Origin of the sequence: Microcoleus sp. CAWBG640, assembly GCF_020883015.1 — a bacterium.
In the GTDB taxonomy this organism is placed as follows: Bacteria; Cyanobacteriota; Cyanobacteriia; order Cyanobacteriales; family Microcoleaceae; genus Microcoleus; species Microcoleus anatoxicus.
In genome coordinates, this window is record NZ_JAHRFC010000014.1 from 17,128 (window position 1) to 38,620 (window position 21,493).

At 44.4% G+C, this 21,493-nt stretch carries 16 protein-coding genes and 3 pseudogenes; 14 read left to right on the forward strand and 5 right to left on the reverse strand.

Annotated features, from left to right (window positions below):
- The first annotated feature begins 23 nt into the window (after nucleotides 1–23).
- The 9 genes and pseudogenes from AAFP11_RS09765 to AAFP11_RS09805 all read left to right on the forward strand — a co-directional run bounded on the left by AAFP11_RS09765 (nucleotide 24) and on the right by AAFP11_RS09805 (nucleotide 9,633).
- Nucleotides 24–1,361, forward strand: coding sequence for a D-alanyl-D-alanine carboxypeptidase (locus AAFP11_RS09765; protein WP_341736881.1), 1,338 nt, complete (start codon nucleotides 24–26; stop codon nucleotides 1,359–1,361).
- A 160-nt stretch (nucleotides 1,362–1,521) separates the two neighbouring features.
- Entirely contained in the window at nucleotides 1,522–1,809 is a 288-nt protein-coding gene (rpsP, locus tag AAFP11_RS09770; RefSeq protein ID WP_340521923.1) for a 30S ribosomal protein S16, read from the forward strand.
- Entirely contained in the window at nucleotides 1,745–2,245 is a 501-nt protein-coding gene (locus AAFP11_RS09775; protein ID WP_341736882.1) for a KH domain-containing protein, read from the forward strand. The genes rpsP and AAFP11_RS09775 overlap by 65 nt, the downstream gene beginning before the upstream one ends.
- Before the next feature lie 400 nt (nucleotides 2,246–2,645).
- On the forward strand, nucleotides 2,646–3,599 hold the full coding sequence (locus tag AAFP11_RS09780) for a PhoH family protein (RefSeq protein WP_341736883.1): 954 nt from the start codon (nucleotides 2,646–2,648) through the stop codon (nucleotides 3,597–3,599).
- 191 nt (nucleotides 3,600–3,790) lie between these two features.
- Entirely contained in the window at nucleotides 3,791–4,927 is a 1,137-nt protein-coding gene (locus tag AAFP11_RS09785; RefSeq protein WP_341736884.1) for a NarL family transcriptional regulator, read from the forward strand.
- 77 nt (nucleotides 4,928–5,004) lie between these two features.
- Nucleotides 5,005–5,910 (forward strand): DMT family transporter, encoded by a 906-nt coding sequence (locus AAFP11_RS09790; RefSeq protein ID WP_341736885.1) that lies wholly within the window; start codon nucleotides 5,005–5,007, stop codon nucleotides 5,908–5,910.
- A gap of 57 nt (nucleotides 5,911–5,967) precedes the next feature.
- Nucleotides 5,968–6,738, forward strand: a complete 771-nt coding sequence (locus tag AAFP11_RS09795; protein WP_341736886.1) for a sterol desaturase family protein — start codon at nucleotides 5,968–5,970, stop codon at nucleotides 6,736–6,738.
- A 292-nt stretch (nucleotides 6,739–7,030) separates the two neighbouring features.
- Nucleotides 7,031–7,102, forward strand: a pseudogene (locus AAFP11_RS09800) (heme utilization protein HuvX); the annotation flags it as partial.
- A gap of 377 nt (nucleotides 7,103–7,479) precedes the next feature.
- Entirely contained in the window at nucleotides 7,480–9,633 is a 2,154-nt protein-coding gene (locus AAFP11_RS09805; RefSeq protein ID WP_341736887.1) for a mechanosensitive ion channel domain-containing protein, read from the forward strand.
- A gap of 911 nt (nucleotides 9,634–10,544) precedes the next feature.
- On the opposite strand, the gene AAFP11_RS09810 is transcribed toward AAFP11_RS09805, so the two are convergent.
- The 3 genes and pseudogenes from AAFP11_RS09810 to AAFP11_RS09820 all read right to left on the reverse strand — a co-directional run.
- Nucleotides 10,545–11,114, reverse strand: coding sequence for a class I SAM-dependent methyltransferase (locus AAFP11_RS09810; RefSeq protein ID WP_341736888.1), 570 nt, complete (start codon nucleotides 11,112–11,114; stop codon nucleotides 10,545–10,547).
- A 26-nt stretch (nucleotides 11,115–11,140) separates the two neighbouring features.
- Nucleotides 11,141–13,129 (reverse strand): iron uptake porin, encoded by a 1,989-nt coding sequence (locus AAFP11_RS09815; RefSeq protein ID WP_341736889.1) that lies wholly within the window; start codon nucleotides 13,127–13,129, stop codon nucleotides 11,141–11,143.
- A gap of 15 nt (nucleotides 13,130–13,144) precedes the next feature.
- Nucleotides 13,145–13,606, reverse strand: a pseudogene (locus tag AAFP11_RS09820) (transposase); the annotation flags it as partial.
- A gap of 181 nt (nucleotides 13,607–13,787) precedes the next feature.
- On the opposite strand from AAFP11_RS09820, the gene AAFP11_RS09825 reads away from it, so the two are divergent.
- From AAFP11_RS09825 to secF, 4 genes and pseudogenes are all read left to right on the forward strand, one after another.
- Nucleotides 13,788–14,771 (forward strand): alpha-ketoacid dehydrogenase subunit beta, encoded by a 984-nt coding sequence (locus AAFP11_RS09825; protein ID WP_341736890.1) that lies wholly within the window; start codon nucleotides 13,788–13,790, stop codon nucleotides 14,769–14,771.
- A 27-nt stretch (nucleotides 14,772–14,798) separates the two neighbouring features.
- A pseudogene (locus tag AAFP11_RS09830) lies at nucleotides 14,799–14,867 on the forward strand (D-galactonate transporter); the annotation flags it as partial.
- A 140-nt stretch (nucleotides 14,868–15,007) separates the two neighbouring features.
- Nucleotides 15,008–16,399 carry a protein translocase subunit SecD gene (secD, locus tag AAFP11_RS09835; RefSeq protein ID WP_341736891.1) on the forward strand — a complete coding sequence of 464 codons (1,392 nt, stop codon included), beginning with the start codon at nucleotides 15,008–15,010 and terminating at the stop codon, nucleotides 16,397–16,399.
- A 232-nt stretch (nucleotides 16,400–16,631) separates the two neighbouring features.
- Complete coding sequence (gene secF / locus AAFP11_RS09840) at nucleotides 16,632–17,600, forward strand: protein translocase subunit SecF (RefSeq protein ID WP_341736892.1); 969 nt, start codon at nucleotides 16,632–16,634, stop codon at nucleotides 17,598–17,600.
- A 282-nt stretch (nucleotides 17,601–17,882) separates the two neighbouring features.
- On the opposite strand, the gene AAFP11_RS09845 is transcribed toward secF, so the two are convergent.
- Nucleotides 17,883–18,173 (reverse strand): hypothetical protein, encoded by a 291-nt coding sequence (locus AAFP11_RS09845; RefSeq protein WP_341736893.1) that lies wholly within the window; start codon nucleotides 18,171–18,173, stop codon nucleotides 17,883–17,885.
- Between AAFP11_RS09845 and AAFP11_RS09850 the strand changes: the two genes are divergently transcribed.
- Nucleotides 18,123–18,503: a hypothetical protein gene (locus tag AAFP11_RS09850; RefSeq protein ID WP_341736894.1), complete on the forward strand. Its 381-nt coding sequence runs from the start codon at nucleotides 18,123–18,125 to the stop codon at nucleotides 18,501–18,503. The two genes, AAFP11_RS09845 and AAFP11_RS09850, sit on opposite strands and share 51 nt — an antisense overlap.
- 45 nt (nucleotides 18,504–18,548) lie before the next feature.
- Here the strand turns inward: AAFP11_RS09850 and AAFP11_RS09855 are convergent, their stop codons facing one another.
- The gene (locus AAFP11_RS09855) at nucleotides 18,549–21,476 is read right to left on the reverse strand and encodes an AAA-like domain-containing protein (protein ID WP_341736895.1); all 2,928 of its coding nucleotides are present in this window, start codon (nucleotides 21,474–21,476) and stop codon (nucleotides 18,549–18,551) included.
- Nucleotides 21,477–21,493: the final 17 nt, after the last annotated feature.

A 21,493-nucleotide genomic window follows, 5' to 3' on the forward strand; every position in this document is an offset into this window, starting at 1 on the left:
TAATAAGACTTTAGGAGTGGAAAATGCTGGATTTATTTAGCTCTGGAATTATATCTGTGTGGCTGCATATGGCTGGGGTCAGCAGTGCGGGCGCAAATGCCGCCTCGGTGCTGGCTTGGGAGGGAGGGATACCAGGGTTAGGAGTCGCGATGGATTTGGCGAACGGGGGAGTCTCACGGACCAATCCCGATTTACCAGCCTCCACCGCAGTGCAGGAATTTCTCAAGGATTTGAAGAGGAAGGGGCTGACTGAGGGAAATCAGGGAGTTTGGGTCCAGGCAGGAATGTTGCCACTGGTAAGTCAGCAGGGAACCACACTGATGCCAGGGGCTTCCCTGACCAAAATTGCCACTTCTCTAGCTTCCCTAGAAACTTGGGGTGCGGATTATCAGTTTGAGACCCGGTTCCGGGGGACTGGGCCGATTCGCAATGGCGTGTTGCAGGGGGATTTGGTGGTGAGCGGGGGGGGCGACCCTCTGTTTGTGTGGGAGGAGGCGATCGCCGTTGGTAATGCTCTCAACGATCTGGGAATTCGTCGCGTGGCGGGCAATTTAATTGTGACTGGCAATTTCCGCATGAATCAACAGTCCGATCCTGTGACGGCGGGGGATTTGTTGCGGGAGGCCCTCAATGGTCGCAGTTGGTCGCGGGATGTCCAGTCAATCTATTCTAAAATGCCTCCGGGTACGAAGCGACCGCAGGTGGTTGTGGTTGGTAGCACAGTTGCTCAGCAGCAATTTGTGGGTTCTGGGCGTTTGCTGATGGCGCGGCGATCGCTCCCTTTGGTGGAAATTCTCAAGCAGATGAACGTCCACAGCGATAATCAAATGGCTCAGATGTTGGCTGACAATTTGGGCGGGGCAAAAATTGTGCAGCAGCAAGCTACTTGGGCCGCTGGTGTGCCGGCGGCGGAACTTCAATTAGTTAACGGTTCGGGATTGGGAGTGGAAAATCAGATGTCTCCCAGGGCTGCTTGTGCAATGATGCAGGCGATCGGGCGTTATCTTCAAACTACTCCGTTGACTGTTGCTGACTTGTTTCCGGTGTCTGGGCGCGATGCAGGGACTCTCGAACATCGGCACATTCCCCCCTACGCTGTGGTGAAAACAGGCACTTTGGACAGCGTGATTGCCTTGGCTGGAGCCATACCAACGCGCGATCGGGGTTTAGTTTGGTTTGCAATCATTAATCGCGGTACCGATTGGGACTCTTTGAGAGCGCAGCAAGATGTGTTTTTACAAAAATTGGTTGGCCGTTGGGGAACAGCATCGACTTTACCGAAGGTAATTACGCCCCATATTGACGGCCGCAGACCAGCCCTAGGGGCAGCAAATCGCAGCGATATTTTGCTGGGAGGTTGACCGTTGACAGTTGTCAGTTGTCAGTTGACCGTTGTCAGCGAACAGCGAACAGTCAACAGCGAACAGTCAACAATGCCCCATGCCCAATTCCCAATTCCCACAGCATTGTGATGTGTCCTTGTTGTATGTCACAATTACTAGAGGACTATTGTGCAAGAAGATGATCAAACTGCGATTAAAGAGATACGGGAAGAAACGCGAGGCAAGCTACCGGATTGTAGCGATGAACAGTTCTACCCGCCGCGACGGCCGCCCTCTAGAAGAGCTCGGCTTTTACAACCCCAGAAATAACGAAACGAGGCTGGATGTTCCAGCGATTGTCAAGCGCCTGCAACAAGGCGCTCAGCCAACTGACACTGTGCGTGACATCCTGAGAAAAGCGAATGTATTTGAACAAGTCGGAGCCGGAGCTAACATTGAATCCAGCAACACAGCCTCCGTTAGCTAGTCCTAACTACGCTGGACTGGTGAAATTTTTAATAGGCCCTTTTTTAGAGTCCCCAGGCTCTTTGCGGGTTGATTGTGAAATCCACCCCCGTCAGTCGCGGGTCTGGGTGAGACTAGCTTTTGACGATCCAGACAAAGGACGGGTATACGGTAGGGGTGGACGTAATATTCAGGCTATTAGAACTACCCTCGAAGCGGTGGCGCAGACGGCCGGCCAGTCCGTCTACTTAGACATATACGATGGTGAAGCTGGTGAAATGCGATCGCCTGCACCCAGGCCCGATCGCCCCGATCGCGGTTCTCGCGATCGAGGAGACTTCCGACCCCGAACCTCCGCACCGCCACCCACGACCTTACCTAGCAGAGCTCCCAGAGAGCAACCTCGCCGCACTAATACACCTACGTTTAGAACCAGCAGAAATACTCCAGGCTATTAACTGCTCTGTGGCGAACAAGTCTGCAACCAAATAGTTTTAGATTTTAGATTGTCTGTTGTAAACTTTTTTTTACAAATCCCGTCTGATTTTAGTTGGCCGATTGTGCGATCGGGCAAAAAATTCAAATCTAAAATATGAACGGGATTAGATAGATCTAAAATCTAAAATCTAACATCTAAAATCTAACATCTAAAATCTAACATCTAAAGTTGCCTGACTTGATAGAAAGGAGATTTGATTTGTACCTCAAGCACCAAACTCATTTGGGAGCTAAATCTAAAAGACGCCTTAGATACTAGGTAAAAGCTAGTATCGGGCGCTTTTTTGTTTGCAAAATGCGACCAATCTAACTGGTAATTGTTAACTTTTAATTGCTTATTTGGAGGGAGCTTATGTTGGCATGACTGAAACACTAATCATAGAGTTGCCGAGCCCTCAAAGCGCCATGTCGCTTGCCGGCCATCAAGAACAAAATCTGAAAACTATCTCTAAGCAAACCGGCGCAAACTTAGTCATGCGTGGCCAAGAACTGCTGATTTCCGGCACGAAAAATCAAGTAGAATTGTGTCATAAATTAGTGCGATCGCTCTCCGACTTCTGGAAAGCAGGTAAAACAATTACCGGAGTGGAAATCCAGACAGCGCGCCTCGCTCTCGATACCAACCGCCAAGACGATTTACAAGACTTGCAGCGAGACGTTCTCGCCAAAACCCGCCGTGGCGAAGAAATCAGAGCCAAAACCTTCAAGCAGCGACAGTACGTCCAAGCAGTACGCACCCACGACCTGACATTTTGCATCGGGCCTGCCGGTACTGGTAAAACATTTCTAGCAGCTATTTTCGCCATCCAAGCCCTGTTAAGCAAGCAGTACGAACGGCTAATTTTAACCAGACCCGCCGTAGAAGCTGGGGAAAAACTAGGATTTTTGCCAGGAGATTTGCAGCAAAAAGTCGATCCTTATTTGCGGCCGCTTTACGATGCCCTCCAAGAAATGATCGAGCCCGAAAAAATGGCTGATTTAATGGAAAGAGGGCTGATTGAAGTAGCTCCTTTAGCTTATATGCGGGGGCGCACTCTCAGCAATGCTTTCGTAATTTTAGATGAAGCTCAAAATACTACCCCCGCTCAGATGAAAATGGTGTTGACTCGTCTGGGTTTTCGATCGAGAATGGTAGTAACTGGCGATATCACTCAAACCGATTTACCTCCCAATCAACAGTCGGGATTAGCAGTTGCACAAAAAATTCTCGGTAATGTTGAGGGGATTGCTTTCTGCGAATTTTCTCAAGCAGATGTGGTCCGACACCCTCTAGTACAGCGGATTGTTGCTGCTTACGAATTACACGAAAAATAGTCAGTAGTCAGTAGTCATTAGTCATTGGTTGGTTGTTATTGGTTATTGGTTCTAATTCCCAATGCCCCATTCCCAATGCCCCATTCCCCAATTAAATAATGATTACTCTACCCCTAAATGTAAAGATTGACAACAACGTTGAACTGTTCTGTAAAATTGGTAGTAAAATCCTCAAAAATAGAAAGAAGTAAATGAAATCAATTGCTCAAACATTTCCAGTTGTTAACAGCCATAATGAATGGGACTTACTAAAAGAAGTAATAGTAGGTCGTATAGAAGGCGCTTCTGTACCTGAAAGCGAACCTTGTCTTGATGTTGATCTTCCTCCCCAATATCAAGACTTTTTCAACAAATATGCAGGTAAACCTTTTCCAGAAGATTTAGTTCAAGCAGCATCTAAAGAACTTGAAGAATTTTGCTATATCTTGGCAGCCGAAGGAGTCAAAGTAAAACGTCCCGATGCAATCGATTTCTCAAAACCCTATAAAACCCCAGACTTTGAAGCATCCGGTCTTTATGCAGCTATGCCCCGCGATATCTTGATTGTCATCGGCAATGAGATTGTTGAAGCACCGATGGCATGGCGATCGCGCTTCTTTGAATATCGTGCCTATCGATCGCTGATGAAAGAGTATCTCAAGCAAGGTGCCAAGTGGACAACAGCCCCCAAACCTCTGATGTCCAATGAACTTTATGATTTTGAGTTTGCTGCTAAATCCCCCGAAGAGAGAGAATCATTAGTCCAACAAGGACGTTACGTTACCACAGAATTTGAACCTTGCTTTGATGCAGCAGATATCGTGCGGTTTGGGCGGGATATATTTGTGCAGCGCAGTCATGTTACTAATGAAATGGGAATTACATGGCTAAGAAACCATTTAGGGGAAGAATACAGAGTACACACAGTGAAGTTCAAGGATTTTAACCCGATGCACATTGATGCTTCTCTGGTTCCCCTGAAACCTGGAGTCGCCTTAATTAATCCTATGCGGCCGCCCTACAACCCAGAATTTTTTAAGAAGGCAGGCTGGGATTTAGTTGAAACTGCTTTACCGACAACTCCTGACTATTGGAAGTTGCCCATTGCCAGTAAGTGGGTGAGTATGAATCTTCTGATGTTAGACACAGAGCGTGTTATCGTTGAACGGCAAGAAGAACCTACTCAAAAACTTTTGCAGGATTTAGGTTTTAAAGTCATTCCTGTTGATTTTCGCCACGTTTATACCTTCGGAGGGTCATTTCACTGTACGACTTGTGATGTTCAACGAGATAGTAAGCTGGAAGAATACGGTTTTTCCGAACTCGCTCATTTCATTGATGTTAAGTAATCAAATGCAAAATAAGTAAACCGTCTTCATTTTTCATTGTGTACTTGTGATTAATTTTTTCAATTATATTGATAAATATGGATTTGATAAAAGAAACTAGCGATCGCACGAAAGGTATTTTGGCAGTTATTGCTGTTGCTATGATTCTGGGTTCAACTTCTTCGGCGATCAAAGAGGCTCTCGTGAACCTGAATCCTGAAACTCAATTAGCTGTGCGCTTTACAATTGCTGCAATAATTTTCCTGCCATTTATTGGCAAACTTAATCTTTGTCTAGTTAGAGAAGGAGCAATACTTGGGCTTTTATTATTCGGAGTTTTTGCCTTTTCTACCATTGGGCTTGAAACTATTTCAGCTCATCAGGCATCATTTATTTTTGGATTTAATGTCGTTTTTGTCACCCTATTTGAACTCGTGTTTCGTCAGAGCTTTAAGATAGATGTGCTGTTGGCAGCAATATTGGCTTTTACTGGAATTGTCATGATGTCTTGGGAAGGTGACGATCCCCTAAGCGGTAGTTTATGGTTATTCGGCTCTACGATCGCTGACTCAGCCTATATCCTCCTACGTGAAAAGATTGCTGCTCGCCACCCGTCTTTGACACTGACGGCTGTCCAAATCTGGGTTATAGCTGCATTGAGCTTACTATGGGCAGCTCCTGGGCTTTTGGGACAAATAGAAGCAATTGAAATGAATCTAGGCTGGCTTAGTTATCTGGGCATCGTAGGCAGCGCTCTTATGACTTTACTGATGACTACAGCACAGCGTTGGATTTCAGCTCAAGAAGTAGCGGTGCTTTTGTCATTAGAGCCTGTTTTCGGAGCAATTTTTGCATTTTGGTTGTTAGGAGAAACTTTTGGTATATTTAGTTTTGCTGGTGCGGCGATGGTGCTAGTGGGAATAATTTTGATTATTCTCGATCCATTCTCAGAGCAACCTGAGTTTTCTAAGTCAGAGCAACCTGAGTTGTCCAAGCTGGATTAACCAAGAGAAGTGCTCTGCGGAGGATACTACAGGCTAATTATCTTGATCTAGGATTCTATGCAGCAATTACTCATTCCTTTACTGACACTATTCATATCAGGTGTAATACTCTGCATCTGCGAAATCAAAAAACCTCTGCGTGAAATTCAATATTTATCGACATTCCTCACAGATATTAGAGATCTGCCGATAGTTCTTTTGTTCGTAGTTATTTCCACACAAATCTATTCTTATGTAAGCAGTCTATTCGTTTTTCCCGCCATTGAAGCAATCACCCATTCAACAGGTACGGTATTAGTTCTGAATCTGCCTTTATGGCTGAGAATGATTATTGCAATTGTACTTAAGGATTTTATAGCTTATTTTAATCACAGGCTTATGCACTATAATTATTTTCTTTGGCGAGCTCATAAGTGGCACCATTTACAAAAGCCTATGTATTGGCTTAAGGGAAATAAAGATTCCTTAGTTTATAAGATTATTTTCTCATGGGACTTGCTGTTTTTTTCACTATTAGAAGTTCCTTTGAATGCCACATTGATTTTTACCATTGCTTATTCATTTTCCAATTTCATGGTTCACGCAAACATTCAGTGGTCGTCACATTGGATGAAAAAAATAGAATGGGTTTTGGTTACACCTCGATATCATTTGAGTCATCATTCTAGTAATATTCAATTACACGGGAAAAATCTTGGTGATATATTTACGTTTCACGATCGGCTTTTCGGAACTTATATAGATCCAGATAACTTTGATTTTAGTCACGATGAATTTGGTTTAGATGAGGAGGAATTACCAACAATAAGAATGATTATAGGCCTTTAAACCTTTTATTTTTACCTCAATTATTTTGGTGGTTGTTCGATCGCCTGTTTTGACCACGGTGTATAAGTAGTTGGACAGAATTAATTAGGGCTTGCTGAATAATCGATCGCATATTACGTGGTCTGGGTTAAGAGAGCGTGCGATCGAGAGTCAGATCGCCGTGAAAAACAGGTAAAATAGATCAAAACCCGTGCATAGCCACATATGAAACAGGAAAAACTCATCTTTCACTCTGGTTGAATAATCAATCACTCCCGATCGCCAGAAAGCGATCGATTATTCAGCAAGCCCTACTTATGCAATTCGTTTTTTGGACGAGCAAAATGAGCCTGCGTTGAGTGCGTTTTTGCAGTGGGGAAAGCCCAGGGCTGTTTCATTCTCCAGTCCGATCGCCAAAGACACAAATCTTAATGAAGTAGCGATCGCTACTTGAAATGTTGTATCAGCTATGGTACTATCAAGACACTAAATATAGGTTTTGAAAGTGGTGATTAAATTGCGAACAATTTAAATAAAAATAGCCTTAATAGATGATGGCAATTACCAGTAATCTCAACCCAAAGGTTACTGGGATGACAAATTAGTTTATCGCGCCGAAAAACGGAAATCTAAAATGAGAGGCGATCGGGCAAAGCAGTTAGTTGTTGACCGCTCAATCAAACATCAAATTAGCCCTGTTTTTCCTTGAGGTTATAGAGAGTGGGTGAGTTAAAGAAATGTCAAATCAGGAAAAATATTTTCATGAAAAACAATAAAATGTTACCCAAGAGAGTCCGTGCAATTTTTTTGATCGGAGTTGTTAGTTGTTTCGCACTCTGGGGAATGCCGGCGCGATCGCAAGAAGCCGCAGCCACAGCATCAGAGGAAGCCACAGCATCACCTAAAGCTGAGAAAATTGAGCCTCCACCAAAAGCAGATCCCAAAGCAGCAGTTACGACTAAAGATCCTGAAATTCCAGTTGAGGAATTGCAACTGCTAGTCAAGCCGCTCACTTTGGATGAACTCCAAAACGAAGCCGCAGCGTGGCAATTGTTGCTCCAACAAAAAGTCAAAGAAATTAGCGATGCCGAAATCGCCATCAAGCGTCAAAATCGCTCCATCAACAAACAACAAGAAGTTGCAGGTTCCCTAGACGAAGCTAAGAAAGCACTAGAAGAAAGCGAAAAAGCTCTCAAGAGCGCTGCCCCAGACTCAGCAGAATACAAAGAAGCCACTAAAAAGGCAGAAGAAGCTAAAGACAAACTCAAAAAAGCCCAGGAAGGGCTCAAAGAAGCAACTAAAACCAAAAAGGAACTTAAACAGGACGATACCCTAAACAATGCCTTGAAAAAAGCCGAGAAAACAGGCGAAGTAGATCGGGCCAAACAAACCCTCGACGAAGCGAAACAAGAGCGAGAGAAAATAGCCCCAGACTCGCCGGCATACACTGCGGCTACTGAAAAAATTGACGCGCTAGACAAGGCGATCAAAGCCGATGAGGACGCAGAAAAAGCCCAAAAAGCTATTGCCGATCCCAAATCGCCGGAATACCAGGAAGCCACAAAAAAATTAGAAGAGGCTACCGCACAAGTCAAAAAAGCGCGGGAAGCGATTAGCGGGGCTTCTACCACTGGTGGTACAGGCGCTGCGGAAAAATCTGCTCAGAAGCTCGATGAAGCCACAAGCACCCTTGAAAACACGAAAATCAAGACTGGCGGTGAAACAGGAACTGCGGGTTCGTCTGCTGCTGCTAACAGTCAAGCAAACCAAGACAAAAAAGGGCAGCTTGCAAAAACGTCAGACAAGTTGCAAGCGAATGCTAAAGATGAATCAGCATTGAAGAACCAACTGGTGGTCAATGCTACCAATCTCCAGTCTGGGCGAACAGCCGTTGTAGACCGCTTCAACGTGATTTTAGAAGAATTAGACCGCAAAGGTGGGGACTCCAAATATTACCGCAAATACATTGAAGCTATCACTAAAGCCGAAATTGATGTGAAGGATACTGAAGGTCTAGGCGTCAGAGTCCTCAGTTGGTTCAAATCAGATGAAGGTGGTTTGCGTTGGGTCAGTAATATCGGTAAATTTGTCGGTATTGTCTTGGCTTCCGCGATCGTTTCTCAAATAGTGGGCTTCGTGATTAGCAAGCTGCTGAAACTTTCTAATACCTCCAAATTGATGCGCCAATTTATCGTTGTTGTCATCAATCGAGGGGGAATTGTAGTTGGCGTACTCTTAGCTTTGACAGCACTAGAGGTTAGTCTCGCGCCTGTTTTGACTGTACTTGGGGGCGCGAGTTTTATCTTTGCCTTTGCTTTGCAAAGCAACCTCGGTAACTTTGCTAGCGGGTTGATGATCATGGTTTACAAACCCTTTGATGTCGGTGATGAAGTGAAAATCGGCTCCCTATGGGGGTGGGTAGATTCCATCAGTTTAGCCAATACCAAAATCAAAGGATTTGGCGGTCAGCTTTTTACAATTCCCAACAACACTGTTTGGAGTGACACGATAGAAAACCTCACCACCAGTGACATTCGCAAAGTTAAATTTAGCTTTCGGATTAGCTTCGATCAAGATGTGACAAATATAGAGAAAGTGCTCGTAGACATTTTCAAATCCCACCCTCAAATTTTGGAAGAGCCAGCGCCTTCAACTTTTGTGTTTGACCTAGAAGACGAATACATTAATCTGATTGCTAGCGGCTGGGCAAAAACCGACGAATTCTGGAAAGTATCAGCCGATATTCTCCGCACAATCCAAACCAGGTTTGAGCAAGAAGGGATTAAACTCGGGGCGCCCGCACAAGATATTCGGATTCTCCCTGAAAGTGATGAGAATAATTCTCTAACTCTCGATCGAGAATTCACTGAAAAACAATTGCTTCACCCAGAAACTGCAAATCCAGCGCTCAAATAAGTGATATCAATTCCGGCTGCACCGGAATGATATAGAGGAGACGGCGCAAGAGCCCATAGGTGTCAACTTAAGCTGTCAGCGCGCCAAGTTCGTCTGTGGGCCCGCGACGAGTCCAACCGGGGTTGAAACCCCTGTCTAATAGCGAAAGTCCTCTAAAAGAGGACTAATGAGTTGAAAATTCTTCTCTTCAGTCCTCTTTGAGAGGACTTTAGCTTTGAGGCAGGGGTTTCAACCCCTGCCGGACTATCGGTTCTACCTTAAGTTGACACGAAGAAGGGCTCTTGGAGTGTCCCTACAGTATGATTTTGGGTAAGGACACTCCAAAAGCCGTCTCCTGATTTCGGCTAATAATTCCGATGCTACCGGATTTGATATGACTAATTAACTCAGAGCACTTTTTCTAGGAAAAATCATGCAGATTGCTGGGAAAGCAAGTTATAGCCGTCGCCAAGGCGAAGAAGGTCATCGATCCCTGAGCGGAGTCGAAGGGAGCAATGTTCTTAAATACCCTAACAACCTTGGCGGTTGCTATAACTATAAGGAGTCTACAATCTGTTTCATTTTCTGTTATGATTTAATAATACCAAATCCGAGTTTGCCACCCTTTTTATGATTCGCTAACAGTCTCTTGAAACCGCTCCTTGCCAAACGAAGTCTGCCGGAGCAGACTAAGGGATAAAGGAGGTGTTTAAGCCGGATTTGGCATTTTCATTGACGGACGGTAAGCTGTTCGGCATTTAAACTTAGGGGCGTAGGGTGCGTAGGGGATCTCTTGCCATTCGCCCGTACAAGGTTTTCCGTTTCAGCGTAAGGGTTCTAGCTGACGCACCCTACGCCACGAGTTACTGGTTTAAATGGAGAACAGCTTATGGGTGGCCAACTTTCTGCCTGCTGATTCAGCAAAACCCTAATTATATCGACGCAACCAGCAAACCACATTGAGTCGAAATAATCGTTAAATTGAGGGCAATTGACGGAAACCACTCCAGAAAATCAGCAAGTTCGTGCTTCCGATCTTCCACATTATCAGCAACCAGAAGTATCTGCTTACCACCACAGCTTTCAATAATAGCAGAAACATCGTCTTTATAAGGCCGTTTCGCGTGATCGATAAACACAAAATCTGGCACAGGAATCTCCTGGGGGATTTTGGAAATTGCCTCAGAAGAAGGACACACCCACTGTTTAATTCGATGGGAAATTCCCGCTAAATAAAAGTGTTTATTAGCTTGTTCGGCTACAGCACTATCAAACTCGACCGTATGAATGATAGTTTCGCTATTTCCCAATGCTAGATAACAAGTAGAAAGACCATAACCAGTGCCTAATTCAAGGATAGTCTTGGGTTGGGATGCCATCACCAGTGCTTGCAAAATTGGGCCGGTATCTTTGCGAATGGGATTTCGCCAAGCACTTTCCCCGTACTGTTCGCCACCAAGGACACTGATTTTCTCAATTACTGCTAAAACTTGTTGGTTCATCAGAAACTCTTGATAGGTTATTTAAGTTAAAAAGAGAAGGTTGTTCTCACTACTCCCACAACAACATCCGGGTTGCGATCGTCATGGTTGGGGGCGGTCAACCAGATTATACCAGGGGTAATAGTGATATTGTCGGTCAGTAGATGGGTGTAAAAGGCTTCGATGTGAAATCCCGTGTCGCGATCGCGGCGTTGTCCTGCGGGTAAACCAATCGCTTGAGCGATCGCCCCATTGCTCGTACCCGCCAGCCTGGGCTGCACCCCAAAAACAATACCAGCTAAGTTACCTTTTTTACCTATGTCATAAAAAGCCATAGAAAAACGATAGTCCAACACATTAGCATCTCCCTTAGTACCATTGCCCAAGGCACGAGCCTTAATCAAACCAACAGAACCGCTTAACCCCAAAGTCGGGGAGACTCGATAGGAGATTCCAGGAAGATATGCGTTGCCGACAACGGGCCCAGCCCCCACAACTTTGGCAGCGTTACTACCACTCGCCGTATCAGCCCCAAATTGAGGAGAATAGAAGTGGATATAATTTAAAGCAAGATTGAGCTTGTTGAAAGTGAAGATCGTTCGTACAGAACCACTGTAGCCACCACTGAAGAGACCTACAGTCGGGTCGTTTGTCCGGAATTCGCTGCCGGCGGCGAAATCGAAGTTCAACCACGGAGTTGCTTTCCACTGTACGCCAATCCCTGTCTGCTGAATGGCGGGGTACAGAATCGGGTTGATTGAACCAAAGTACGATAGAGCTCCTGTAGTCGGACTGGCAAATGGACTCAGGGGTGCTGAAAGTAACCGATTGCTAGAAAAGGCATTTAAAGAAACTAGCAGTTTGTCACCCACTGGGAAGCGGTATCCCAATCCGATCAAATTCAAAGTTCCATTTCCTGATATGTCGGATGACAGGAAACGAGTTTCATCAGTCGGGCCGCTGAGACGACCTTGCGGAAATTCGGTAGCTGTGTTAAGTGGCCTTAAATTTGTGGCTTCCAGACTGACAAACAAGCTGTCTTTACCCGTGAAGCTGCTATTCAAGTTGAGTTGGAGTCGATAGCCCAATGTAGTGTTATTCGCTTCGCTAGCATTTTTGCCAAAAGCATCTCCCAGATAAGTCAACACCTCACCCGTCAGCTTTGTGGTGGTGGAGAATTGGTTGGCTTCGAGTTCGCCCGTGCGAGCTTCCAGGGTATCTACACGCCCGCGCAGGGTTGCTAATTCGGCTGCAAATTCTTCTTGCAGCCGTTGGACGGCTGCCAAGTCTTCTTTGGTAGCTAAGTTTGTCGTTCCAGCGGTAATTACCTCCCTCACTTTATCCAAGCAGGCGTTTAAGCCAGCGGCAAATTCGTAGCGGGTGATTGCCCGGTTGCCGCGAAATGTGCCGTCGGGATATCCCGCGATACAACCGTACCGTTCGACTAGAGATTGTAATGCTTGAAATGCCCAATCCGTTGGCCGCACGTCGGATAGCTGGGAGACTGAGGTCACTTGGTCGATCGATGTGTTGTCCTCTGATGTTTTTTTGTCAAAGAGGGGGTTGACGGTTTTTCCCCTTGCTGGCAATATATTATCAAAGAGTGAGGTATCCTGTTGTGGAAGTTCTGCTGTTTGTCCAGAGATAGGAATTACCTGTTCCGTCAATGTGTTCTCTGGCGATGGATTGGAAACTAGGGAATTTTCCTTGGCCCTCGAAGATCCTCTGTCCTGATTTAGACTTAGATATTGATTGAAATCTTCGGCTTTCTGCGTTGGTATTTCTTGGTTAGTAGTGGTTGGGAGCAACACGCCGTTGAGGGAATTATCCCCAACATTTTCAGCGCTAACTACTGACTCTGGGAGTGCCTCTGCTTGTACATTTATTTGAGGATCGGTTTCCTCGCTGTTGGCTGGTGAAGCAGTTGGTCGATCGGTAATAGGGGAATCGACGGTCTGGGCGATCGCTGTCGGCGTCAGTCCACTAACTAAAACAGTTAGCGTAACTACTAAAGTTTTGTAAACAAGTGTATTCATAGTTGATACTCACCCTCACATCTTCGTTTCAAAAACAATATCACACGTTCCCCACTCACTACTCACTAACTTTTTATTTCGTTGTTTGTTGTGAGCTATAAATATCCAACCTTGATGTTTCATCATTCTGAGTAAAGCATAACCCCAGATTATGTGCAGCCCAAAAACAGGCATTGTTTTCCCCGAACGGCATAAAAACACACAAAAAACCCGGCGCCACCAGGTAGAAAGGTTCATGACTAAAAAAGTAATCGCAATGACTGTTTCAGAAGTATTATCAAGTTTTGCCATGATCCGATTCAGACCGAATCTTCGTTTACCTTGTCCGAACTTTCCCTCAATCGCATTGCGAATTCTCTCATCTTCCAACCCTTGCTTCTTTTTTTCTTTGCTGATATTGGTTGGAGGCCTTCCTAAAGGCGGTCCACTGATTCTAATGCCTTTGTCTTTGCACCAAGCTCGGTTCTCTCTTGTACGATTGCTGCGGGCAGGCAAGTTAGTATTATTTTAACTTAAATATTCATTGACATAAGACAAATGTTATGATAAAGATTGGCAAAATCTCAGGTTTTAACTGCCGAATTTGCGATCGCATTCAAATCCACACCCCCAAAAGGTTAAGATTCTAATCTAACCCTCCTGCAATCATTCACCTCCTATGGCAGAAACCTTATTGTTCAACGCCCTCCGCGAGGCCCTAGACGAAGAAATGGCCCGCGACTCCGCTGTATTCGTACTCGGCGAAGACGTAGGCCACTATGGCGGTTCCTACAAAGTCACCAAAGACCTCTGCAATAAATACGGCGACCTCCGCGTCCTCGATACCCCGATCGCCGAAAATAGCTTTACAGGCATGGCAGTAGGGGCAGCAATGACAGGATTGCGGCCGATCATCGAAGGCATGAACATGGGCTTTTTGCTCTTGGCGTTCAACCAAATTTCCAACAATGCTGGAATGCTGCGCTATACATCCGGCGGCAACTTCAAAATGCCCATGGTAATTCGCGGTCCCGGTGGCGTGGGCCGGCAACTAGGCGCCGAACACTCTCAGCGACTAGAAGCCTATTTCCAAGCAGTCCCAGGTCTAAAAATCGTTGCCTGTTCGACCCCTTACAATGCCAAAGGCCTTTTAAAATCAGCCATCCGCGATGATAATCCCGTCCTGTTTTTCGAGCACGTTCTCCTTTACAACTTGAAAGAAGATTTGCCAGAAACAGAATATTTAGTGCCACTGGACAAAGCAGAAATAGTGCGATCGGGCAAAGATGTCACAATTTTGACCTATTCCCGGATGAGACATCACGTCATGCAAGCCGTGCCCGCACTCGTAAAAGAGGGTTGCGATCCAGAAGTAATCGACCTAATTTCTCTCAAACCCCTTGACATGGAGACCATTGGTGCATCCATTCGCAAAACCCACAAAGTAATTATTGTGGAGGAGTGCATGAAAACAGGAGGCATCGGTGCTGAATTAATTGCCTCAATTAGCGATCGCTACTTTGACGAACTCGACGCACCTGTTTTGCGACTTTCATCACAAGATATCCCCACACCATACAACGGTAATTTGGAAAGACTGACAATCGTACAGCCAGCTCAAATTATCGAAGCCGTCCAAAAAATGGTATCCCTACGAGTATAAATAGTCATTGGTTGTTGGTTATTGGTTATGGGTTATGGGTTATTGGTTATGGGTTATTGGTTATGGGTTATTGGTTATGGGTTAGTGGTTATTGGTTAGTGGTCATTAACTAAATAACAATTAACAATTAACAATTAACCAAATAACAAACAACCAATAACCCATAACAACCAACAAACAACGAACAACAAATAACAAATAACCAATGACAAATAACCAATAACAAATAATTAAATATGCAAAAACAACGTTCAGTATTAGCCCTAATTTTTGTTTTAATCATCGCCGCCATTACTGTCATAGTAACACTTCCTACGCGGCTAGGATTAGACTTGCAAGGAGGCTCACAACTCACAATTCAAGTCAAAACTACCCCCACCATCCCCAAAATTGACCAGGGAATGTTAGAAGCAGTACGACGCATCGTAGAAAATCGCGTCAACGGTTTGGGAGTTTCCGAAGCCTTAGTACAAACAGTAGGAGAAGACCAAATTCTCGTACAATTGCCAGGAGTAAATGACCCCCAGCAAGCAGAACGAGTTTTGGGCGGCACCGCCAAGCTAGAATTCCGGGAACAACTGCCAGGAACCGAAGCTCAATTAGCCATCGAGAGGCAGTTGCAGCAGGAATTACTCGCAAAACAAGCAGCATTAAAAACTACCCCCAATGAGGCAGCATTTAAAGAAAATCAGGCTGCTTTGAAAAGGAGTAATGAGGCAATCTCGAAACTATACAAAAGTAGTGAACTCGGCGGAAGCAACCTGAAGGATGCTCAAGCTCAACCCAGTGGTAACGAATGGAATGTCGCTCTCCGCTTCGACACCAAAGGAGGCGAATTATTTGGCGAACTTACTAAAAATTTAGCCGGAACTGGACGGACTCTAGGCATTTTTCTAGATGAAAGAATGATTAGTTCTCCTGTAGTTGGCGTGGAATTTGCCCAAACAGGAATTACAGGAGGAAATGCCGTAATTCAAGGTCGTTTTACAGCGCAAGAAGCTAACGATTTAGGAGTGCAACTGCGCGGTGGTGCTTTACCAGTACCCGTAGAAATTATTGAAAACCGCACAGTCGGTGCTAGTTTGGGTAAAGACAGTATTCAAAGCAGTATCACCGCAGGGATTGGGGGTTTAGTTTTAGTCTTGATTTTCATGATCGGCTACTATCGACTCCCTGGCGTAATTGCAGATATTGCCCTGTTAATTTATGCTTTGCTAACTTGGGCTGCTTTCGTGCTGTTGGGAGTAACTTTAACACTACCGGGAATTGCTGGTTTTGTGCTCAGCATTGGTATGGCTGTGGATGCCAATGTGCTGATTTTTGAACGCACGCGAGAAGAGTTGCGGGCTGGAAAAACCCTATATCGTTCTGTAGAATCGGGTTTTTACCGGGCTTTTTCTAGCATTTTAGATGGTAATGTCACAACGCTAATTGCTTGTGCAGCGCTGTTCTACTTGGGTGCTGGTTTAGTGAAAGGGTTTGCTGTAACGCTAGCCTTGGGTGTCGCAGTCAGTATGTTTACTGCTATCACTTGTAGCCGCACTCTGATGTTGGTAGTTTTGGGCTTTCCAGAATTGCGGAAACCTGAATGGTTCTGTCCTAATTTGTCGAAAACGGCTAATAGTTAACAGTTAACAGTTAACTACTGATTGCTTTCTTCTTCCCTGTTCCCTCTTCCTGAATTTCCCCCCAAGGGGGGCGTTCTTCTCCCTCTTCCTTCCCCCCTTGGGGGGGGCAGGGGGGGGTTCTTCTTCCTTCTTCCTTCCCCCCTTGGGGGGGCAGGGGGGGTTCTTCTTCCTTCTTCCCCCCTTGGGGGGGGCAGGGGGGGTTCTTCTTCCTTCTTCCTTCTTCCTTCAACTTATGAAATTCAGTGTAATCAAACAGCGATCGATCTGGTGGAGTATTTCCGCCGCGATTATCCTTGCGGGTATAGTCTCGATGGCAATTTCTTGGACTCGTCCCGACATCCGCGCACCCCTACGCCCTAGTTTGGACTTTATCGGTGGCACTAGGCTACAATTTGAACTTGACTGCACGAAACCAGAAAATTGTAAACCCATCGATCTTGCTGCTGTCCGGGAAGTCCTCGATACCCAAGGTTTAGCCGGTAGTACCATTCAAGTGATCGGCAAAGAACAGCGAGGCTTATCGCTACGAACGAAAACTTTGGATGTGGAAAAGCGGACTAAGTTGCAAACAGCTTTGAGTGAAAAAATAGGTGATTTTGCCCCTAAATCTACTCAAATTGATACGGTAGGTCCTACCCTCGGTAAACAATTATTTACTTCGGGATTGTTGGCTTTATTACTATCTTTTGCTGGGATTACTATTTATCTGACATTCCGATTTCAGTTAGATTATGCCTTTTTTGCTTTTGTTGCCCTGTTCCACGATGTGTTAATTACTCTTGGCATTTTTTCATTTTTGGGTTTAGTTCTAGGCATAGAAGTAGACAGTTTATTTGTGGTTGCTCTATTGACAATTATCGGTTTTTCTGTTAACGATACAGTAGTGATTTACGATCGCGTGCGTGAAGTAATTAAGCTAAATCCCGGTTTGTCGATCGACCAAATTGTCGATGATGCTGTGATCCAGACCCTCGGAAGGTCGATTAACACGACGATGACTACGCTACTGACACTGTTTTCTATCTTTTTGTTTGGTGGCGAAACTCTCAAATACTTTGCTTTAGCTTTGATTGTGGGTTTTATTGCTGGTGCATATTCCAGTATTTTCATTGCTAGTACGCTGCTAGCTTGGTGGCGCAGTCGCACGGGCAACTCTATCCCAGTCCCTGTAGAAGCCATGAGTCCATCTGATGAAGTTTAGTTGACTGTTGACCCTTCGACCCTTCGACCCTTCCCACGCGCCTACCGCAGCCTAGTGGAAGAGTCGAAGGCCAGGAACCGCCAATAACAAATAACAAACAACCAATAACAAACAACAAATAACCAATAACAAATAACAAATAACCAATAACAAATAACCAATAACCAATAACCAATAACCAATAACAAATAACAAATAACAAATAACCAATAACCAATAACCAATAACCAATAACCAATAACCAATAACCAATAATATCGTTTCCGGTTGCATCGGAATGATTTAACCACAGAGAACGCAGAGAACACAGAGGGAGATAAGAGAGATGAATAATTCCGATGCTACGGGCTTTGATATAACAAATAACCAAGAACAAATAACCAATAACAAATAACCAATAACCAATAACCAATAACCAATAACAAATAACCAATAACCAATAACAAATAACAAATAACCAATAACCAATAACCAATAACCAATAACCAATAACCAATAACCAATAACCAATAACCAATAACAATGACTAATGAAAGCGATCCAAATTTTCAAATCGAAGTCCAAAGGCTCCATAAACTAACAGTATACGGTCGCTGGTTAACTGTAATATTGTTGTGGCTTAGCGTCGGTTCTTTGAGTATTTGGGCTTTACGCGATGAAATTGCTTTGTGGATCGAAAACTTTACTTGGGCTGCGGTGCGTTACGGTTTATACTTTCACCGCTGGCCAACTCTCGGTTTGGGTTTGTGCTTGGGGATGACTTTGGGAGTGCTAACTTGGCAAGGTCGCAATATTGCGCGAGGATTACCAATACGAGAAAAACAGCGTTTGGAACAACAAGTTAGCCGCATTCGCCAACAGGGGCCTAGTCATCCTTTGTGGAAGTGGGTTTGCCGATTTTGAATCAGAAGCAAGAAGCAAGAAGTAATAAAATGGGATTTAGATACGCTACTTATTGAAAAAATCAGGTATATTGATTTTCTGTTTGCGATCGCACAAATGTCGGTCTTTTTCAACATTCGGATTGTATTGTAGGTAGTCTCTGAGTCGATCGCATCCGATAGTCAGCAATTTGTCAAGTTCCCCAGCTTCCACTGTCGTAGCATCCAGATTCCAAAGCCTTACCGACGAATCTTTACCCGCAGATGCCAAAGTTTTGCCATCGGGACTAAAACTCAAACTCCACACATCCGCAGGATGTCCCTTCAAAGTTTGCAGCAAAGTACCATCCGTGCGCCAAATTCTCACCTTACCATCCATACTCCCCCCAGCCACAGTTTTGCTGTCAGTGCTCCAATTAACACTACCCACACCAGTTGTAGAATCGGCTAAAGATTTGAGTAACTTTCCTTCAGTATTCCAAAGTTTGACACTCCAGTCGTGACTCGCACTCGCAATCATCTCGCCATTTGGTGAAAAATTACAGCCCCACACTTCATCTTTGTGTCCTACAAGAGTTTTATGAAGTCTAAATTGCTTGTTCCCATCGCGTTTCCAAAGTTTTATAGTTTTATCTTGACTGGTGGAAGCTAACATCTCTCCATCGGGAGTAAACCTCACTGATGTTACCGGTCTAGTATGACCTGTGAGAGTTTGCTGCAAAACTCCATTTAAACTCCAAATTTTAATGGTTTTGTCAGAACTCGCACTAGCAATTTGTGCTAATTTGGGGCTAAAACTAGCGCTCCAAACTAAATCTTGGTGTCCTTTGAGAATTTGCTGCAAACTGCCATCTCTGCCCCAAATTCTGACAGTTTTATCAAAACTTGTGGAAGAAATTAACTTACTATCAGGACTGAATACCACCTCACTAACTGACTGTTTATGTCCAGGTAAAGTCAAAATCAGCTTGCCGTTTGGCTGAAAAACTTTCACACTGTAATTGTCGCCGACACTAACAATTAACTTACCATCCGGGCTAAAGCTAGCTGTGTGTCCGTTCGCCAAACGATTGCGTTCTCGCACTGCATCGATCGTGTGCTGTAATCTATTTACTGTCTGTGCTTTGAGTTCTGGAGAGACTTCTATTTCTCTAATTTTTTTTCCGGCGCTAACTGCGGCAATTAAAGCTCCTAGTTGGTCGTAGGCTAGGGAAATATCGGCTGTAGAGTTGAGGGCTTCTATTTGAGCAATTATGGCTTGTTTTTTTTGATTTTCTATTTGTTGGGTGACTCGTTGGGCGTGATTTATAATGCCGGTAGCAATCGTAGTAATGGTAGCGAGTCCTAGCAAGCTGAATTGGATTGTTGTCTTAGCTTTTTTTTGAGCTTTTGTCAAGACTAAATTGGCTTCGGTTAATATTTTTGACGCTGCTTTTTCTGTGGATAAAGCTTTTTGTACTTGCAGGTTTTCTAATTCTTGACTGGCTGACAGAAATTGATAATCTCGATCGCCCAAGCTTTTGTCTGCGGCCCAGCTTAACGCTTCTGCTAGCGCTCTACCTTGCAGCAAGCGGGAAGTGTCGGTATGATTGGAGACTTCCCAAGCGGCGATCGACTCCGAGTAGGGTCGCAGTTTGGCTAATTCTTTCTGTATCCACTCTTGGTTAAAAACTGAGGCGTAAATGGGATTATATACTCTTAGTCTTTGTCCATCTTTGACGATTAAACCTGAAAGTAATAATTCCATTTTTTCTGGACTATCTTGAACTAAGGCTAGTTCCGTGCCTACCCCACCATCAAATTCAGTGTTTATGGAACAGGTATCTTGCCTGTTATTGAGAATACTAACAGATGTGAGATTTGACAAAATTTCTTGGTAAAGTCCTAGCAAACGAGCCGTGCGCTGCGGATTTCTCAGGAGGCGATCGCGAATTGTTTTCAGATGTTCCGGTTCATCTTGAAATTCCCAGTTGTTGAGGGCACTGGAATGCACTAAATCTGCCATGAATAATTGAGTGTTAGCAACTCGATATTTAGGGTTATTTCCGCTGTCATTACTTGTTGATGTTCCTAATTTTTCCGAAGCTAATTTACAAAATTTTTGAGTAAGAAAAGGCTGTCCTCCCGTCCATTCCAAGATTTCTTTGAGCACTTCTAGGGAGTTTTCTATTTGTTCTGAAAATCCTTGAGCTAAAGGGATTGCTTCGTCGAGGGCAAATCCTTTGAGTTCAATGGGGCGACCTATATTAAACGGGGTTCTGGTTTTATCAGCAATTAAATCTTGAGGAGTCGTGACTCCAAACAAAGCAAAAGTAAGGCGGTTATATTCTGGATTTTCAGCGCGTTTATTGTAGCATCCTCGGACCATTGCAAAAAAATCATCGCTGGAAAAATTGAGGGAAAGAACGCTGTCAATTTCATCTATAAAAATAACTATATTGCGTTCTGTGGAAGGAAGTAATACTTGTTCGATAAATTCATTTAATCTTAATACTGGTGGTAAGTGTTCTCGATCGCGCCACCAAGTCCTAAAATTGATCGACTTAATTTTAAAGCTGTTGGCGAGAGTCCCAGTAAAACCCGCATACCACTGCATGGGAGTCATCTCGGTAGTGCCAATGCCAGTAATATCAACAGTACCGCAGACAGTACCTTCTGCTTGCAAGCGACGGGCTGCTTGTACGCGCAAACTCGACTTTCCCATTTGTCGGGAAGTTAGTACATAGCAAAACTCACCGGCTTTTAAAGATTTGTAAAGTTCGCGATCGGCAGCCCTGGTGACATAGGTAGGAGAATTTGGGGGCAAACTTCCCCCTACTTGATATTCAAATTCTGTCGCTGGCAAATCTGACACTGAAATTAAACGGGAAGAAAAAGGAAACTTGTCTATTTTACCTGGCTTTTGGTCAACAGAAACTTCGACTTGTTGCAGTTGGCTGGGTTTTGATAAAAGTTGGAGCATAATTTCTTCTTCTTCCTGTTTTTGTTTAGGCAATTCTCATTAAAAACTCT

Coding starts and splice junctions, on each gene's coding strand:
- AAFP11_RS09850 (WP_341736894.1), top strand. CDS start 18,123: ATGACTAATGAAAGCGATCCAAATTTTCAAATCGAAGTCCAAAGGCTC.
- AAFP11_RS09765 (WP_341736881.1), top strand. CDS start 24: ATGCTGGATTTATTTAGCTCTGGAATTATATCTGTGTGGCTGCATATG.
- AAFP11_RS09810 (WP_341736888.1), bottom strand. CDS start 11,114: ATGAACCAACAAGTTTTAGCAGTAATTGAGAAAATCAGTGTCCTTGGT.
- AAFP11_RS09825 (WP_341736890.1), top strand. CDS start 13,788: ATGGCAGAAACCTTATTGTTCAACGCCCTCCGCGAGGCCCTAGACGAA.
- rpsP (WP_340521923.1), top strand. CDS start 1,522: ATGATCAAACTGCGATTAAAGAGATACGGGAAGAAACGCGAGGCAAGC.
- AAFP11_RS09805 (WP_341736887.1), top strand. CDS start 7,480: ATGAAAAACAATAAAATGTTACCCAAGAGAGTCCGTGCAATTTTTTTG.
- AAFP11_RS09815 (WP_341736889.1), bottom strand. CDS start 13,129: ATGAATACACTTGTTTACAAAACTTTAGTAGTTACGCTAACTGTTTTA.
- AAFP11_RS09790 (WP_341736885.1), top strand. CDS start 5,005: ATGGATTTGATAAAAGAAACTAGCGATCGCACGAAAGGTATTTTGGCA.
- secF (WP_341736892.1), top strand. CDS start 16,632: ATGAAATTCAGTGTAATCAAACAGCGATCGATCTGGTGGAGTATTTCC.
- AAFP11_RS09795 (WP_341736886.1), top strand. CDS start 5,968: ATGCAGCAATTACTCATTCCTTTACTGACACTATTCATATCAGGTGTA.
- AAFP11_RS09775 (WP_341736882.1), top strand. CDS start 1,745: ATGTATTTGAACAAGTCGGAGCCGGAGCTAACATTGAATCCAGCAACA.
- AAFP11_RS09845 (WP_341736893.1), bottom strand. CDS start 18,173: ATGGAGCCTTTGGACTTCGATTTGAAAATTTGGATCGCTTTCATTAGT.
- AAFP11_RS09780 (WP_341736883.1), top strand. CDS start 2,646: ATGACTGAAACACTAATCATAGAGTTGCCGAGCCCTCAAAGCGCCATG.
- secD (WP_341736891.1), top strand. CDS start 15,008: ATGCAAAAACAACGTTCAGTATTAGCCCTAATTTTTGTTTTAATCATC.
- AAFP11_RS09785 (WP_341736884.1), top strand. CDS start 3,791: ATGAAATCAATTGCTCAAACATTTCCAGTTGTTAACAGCCATAATGAA.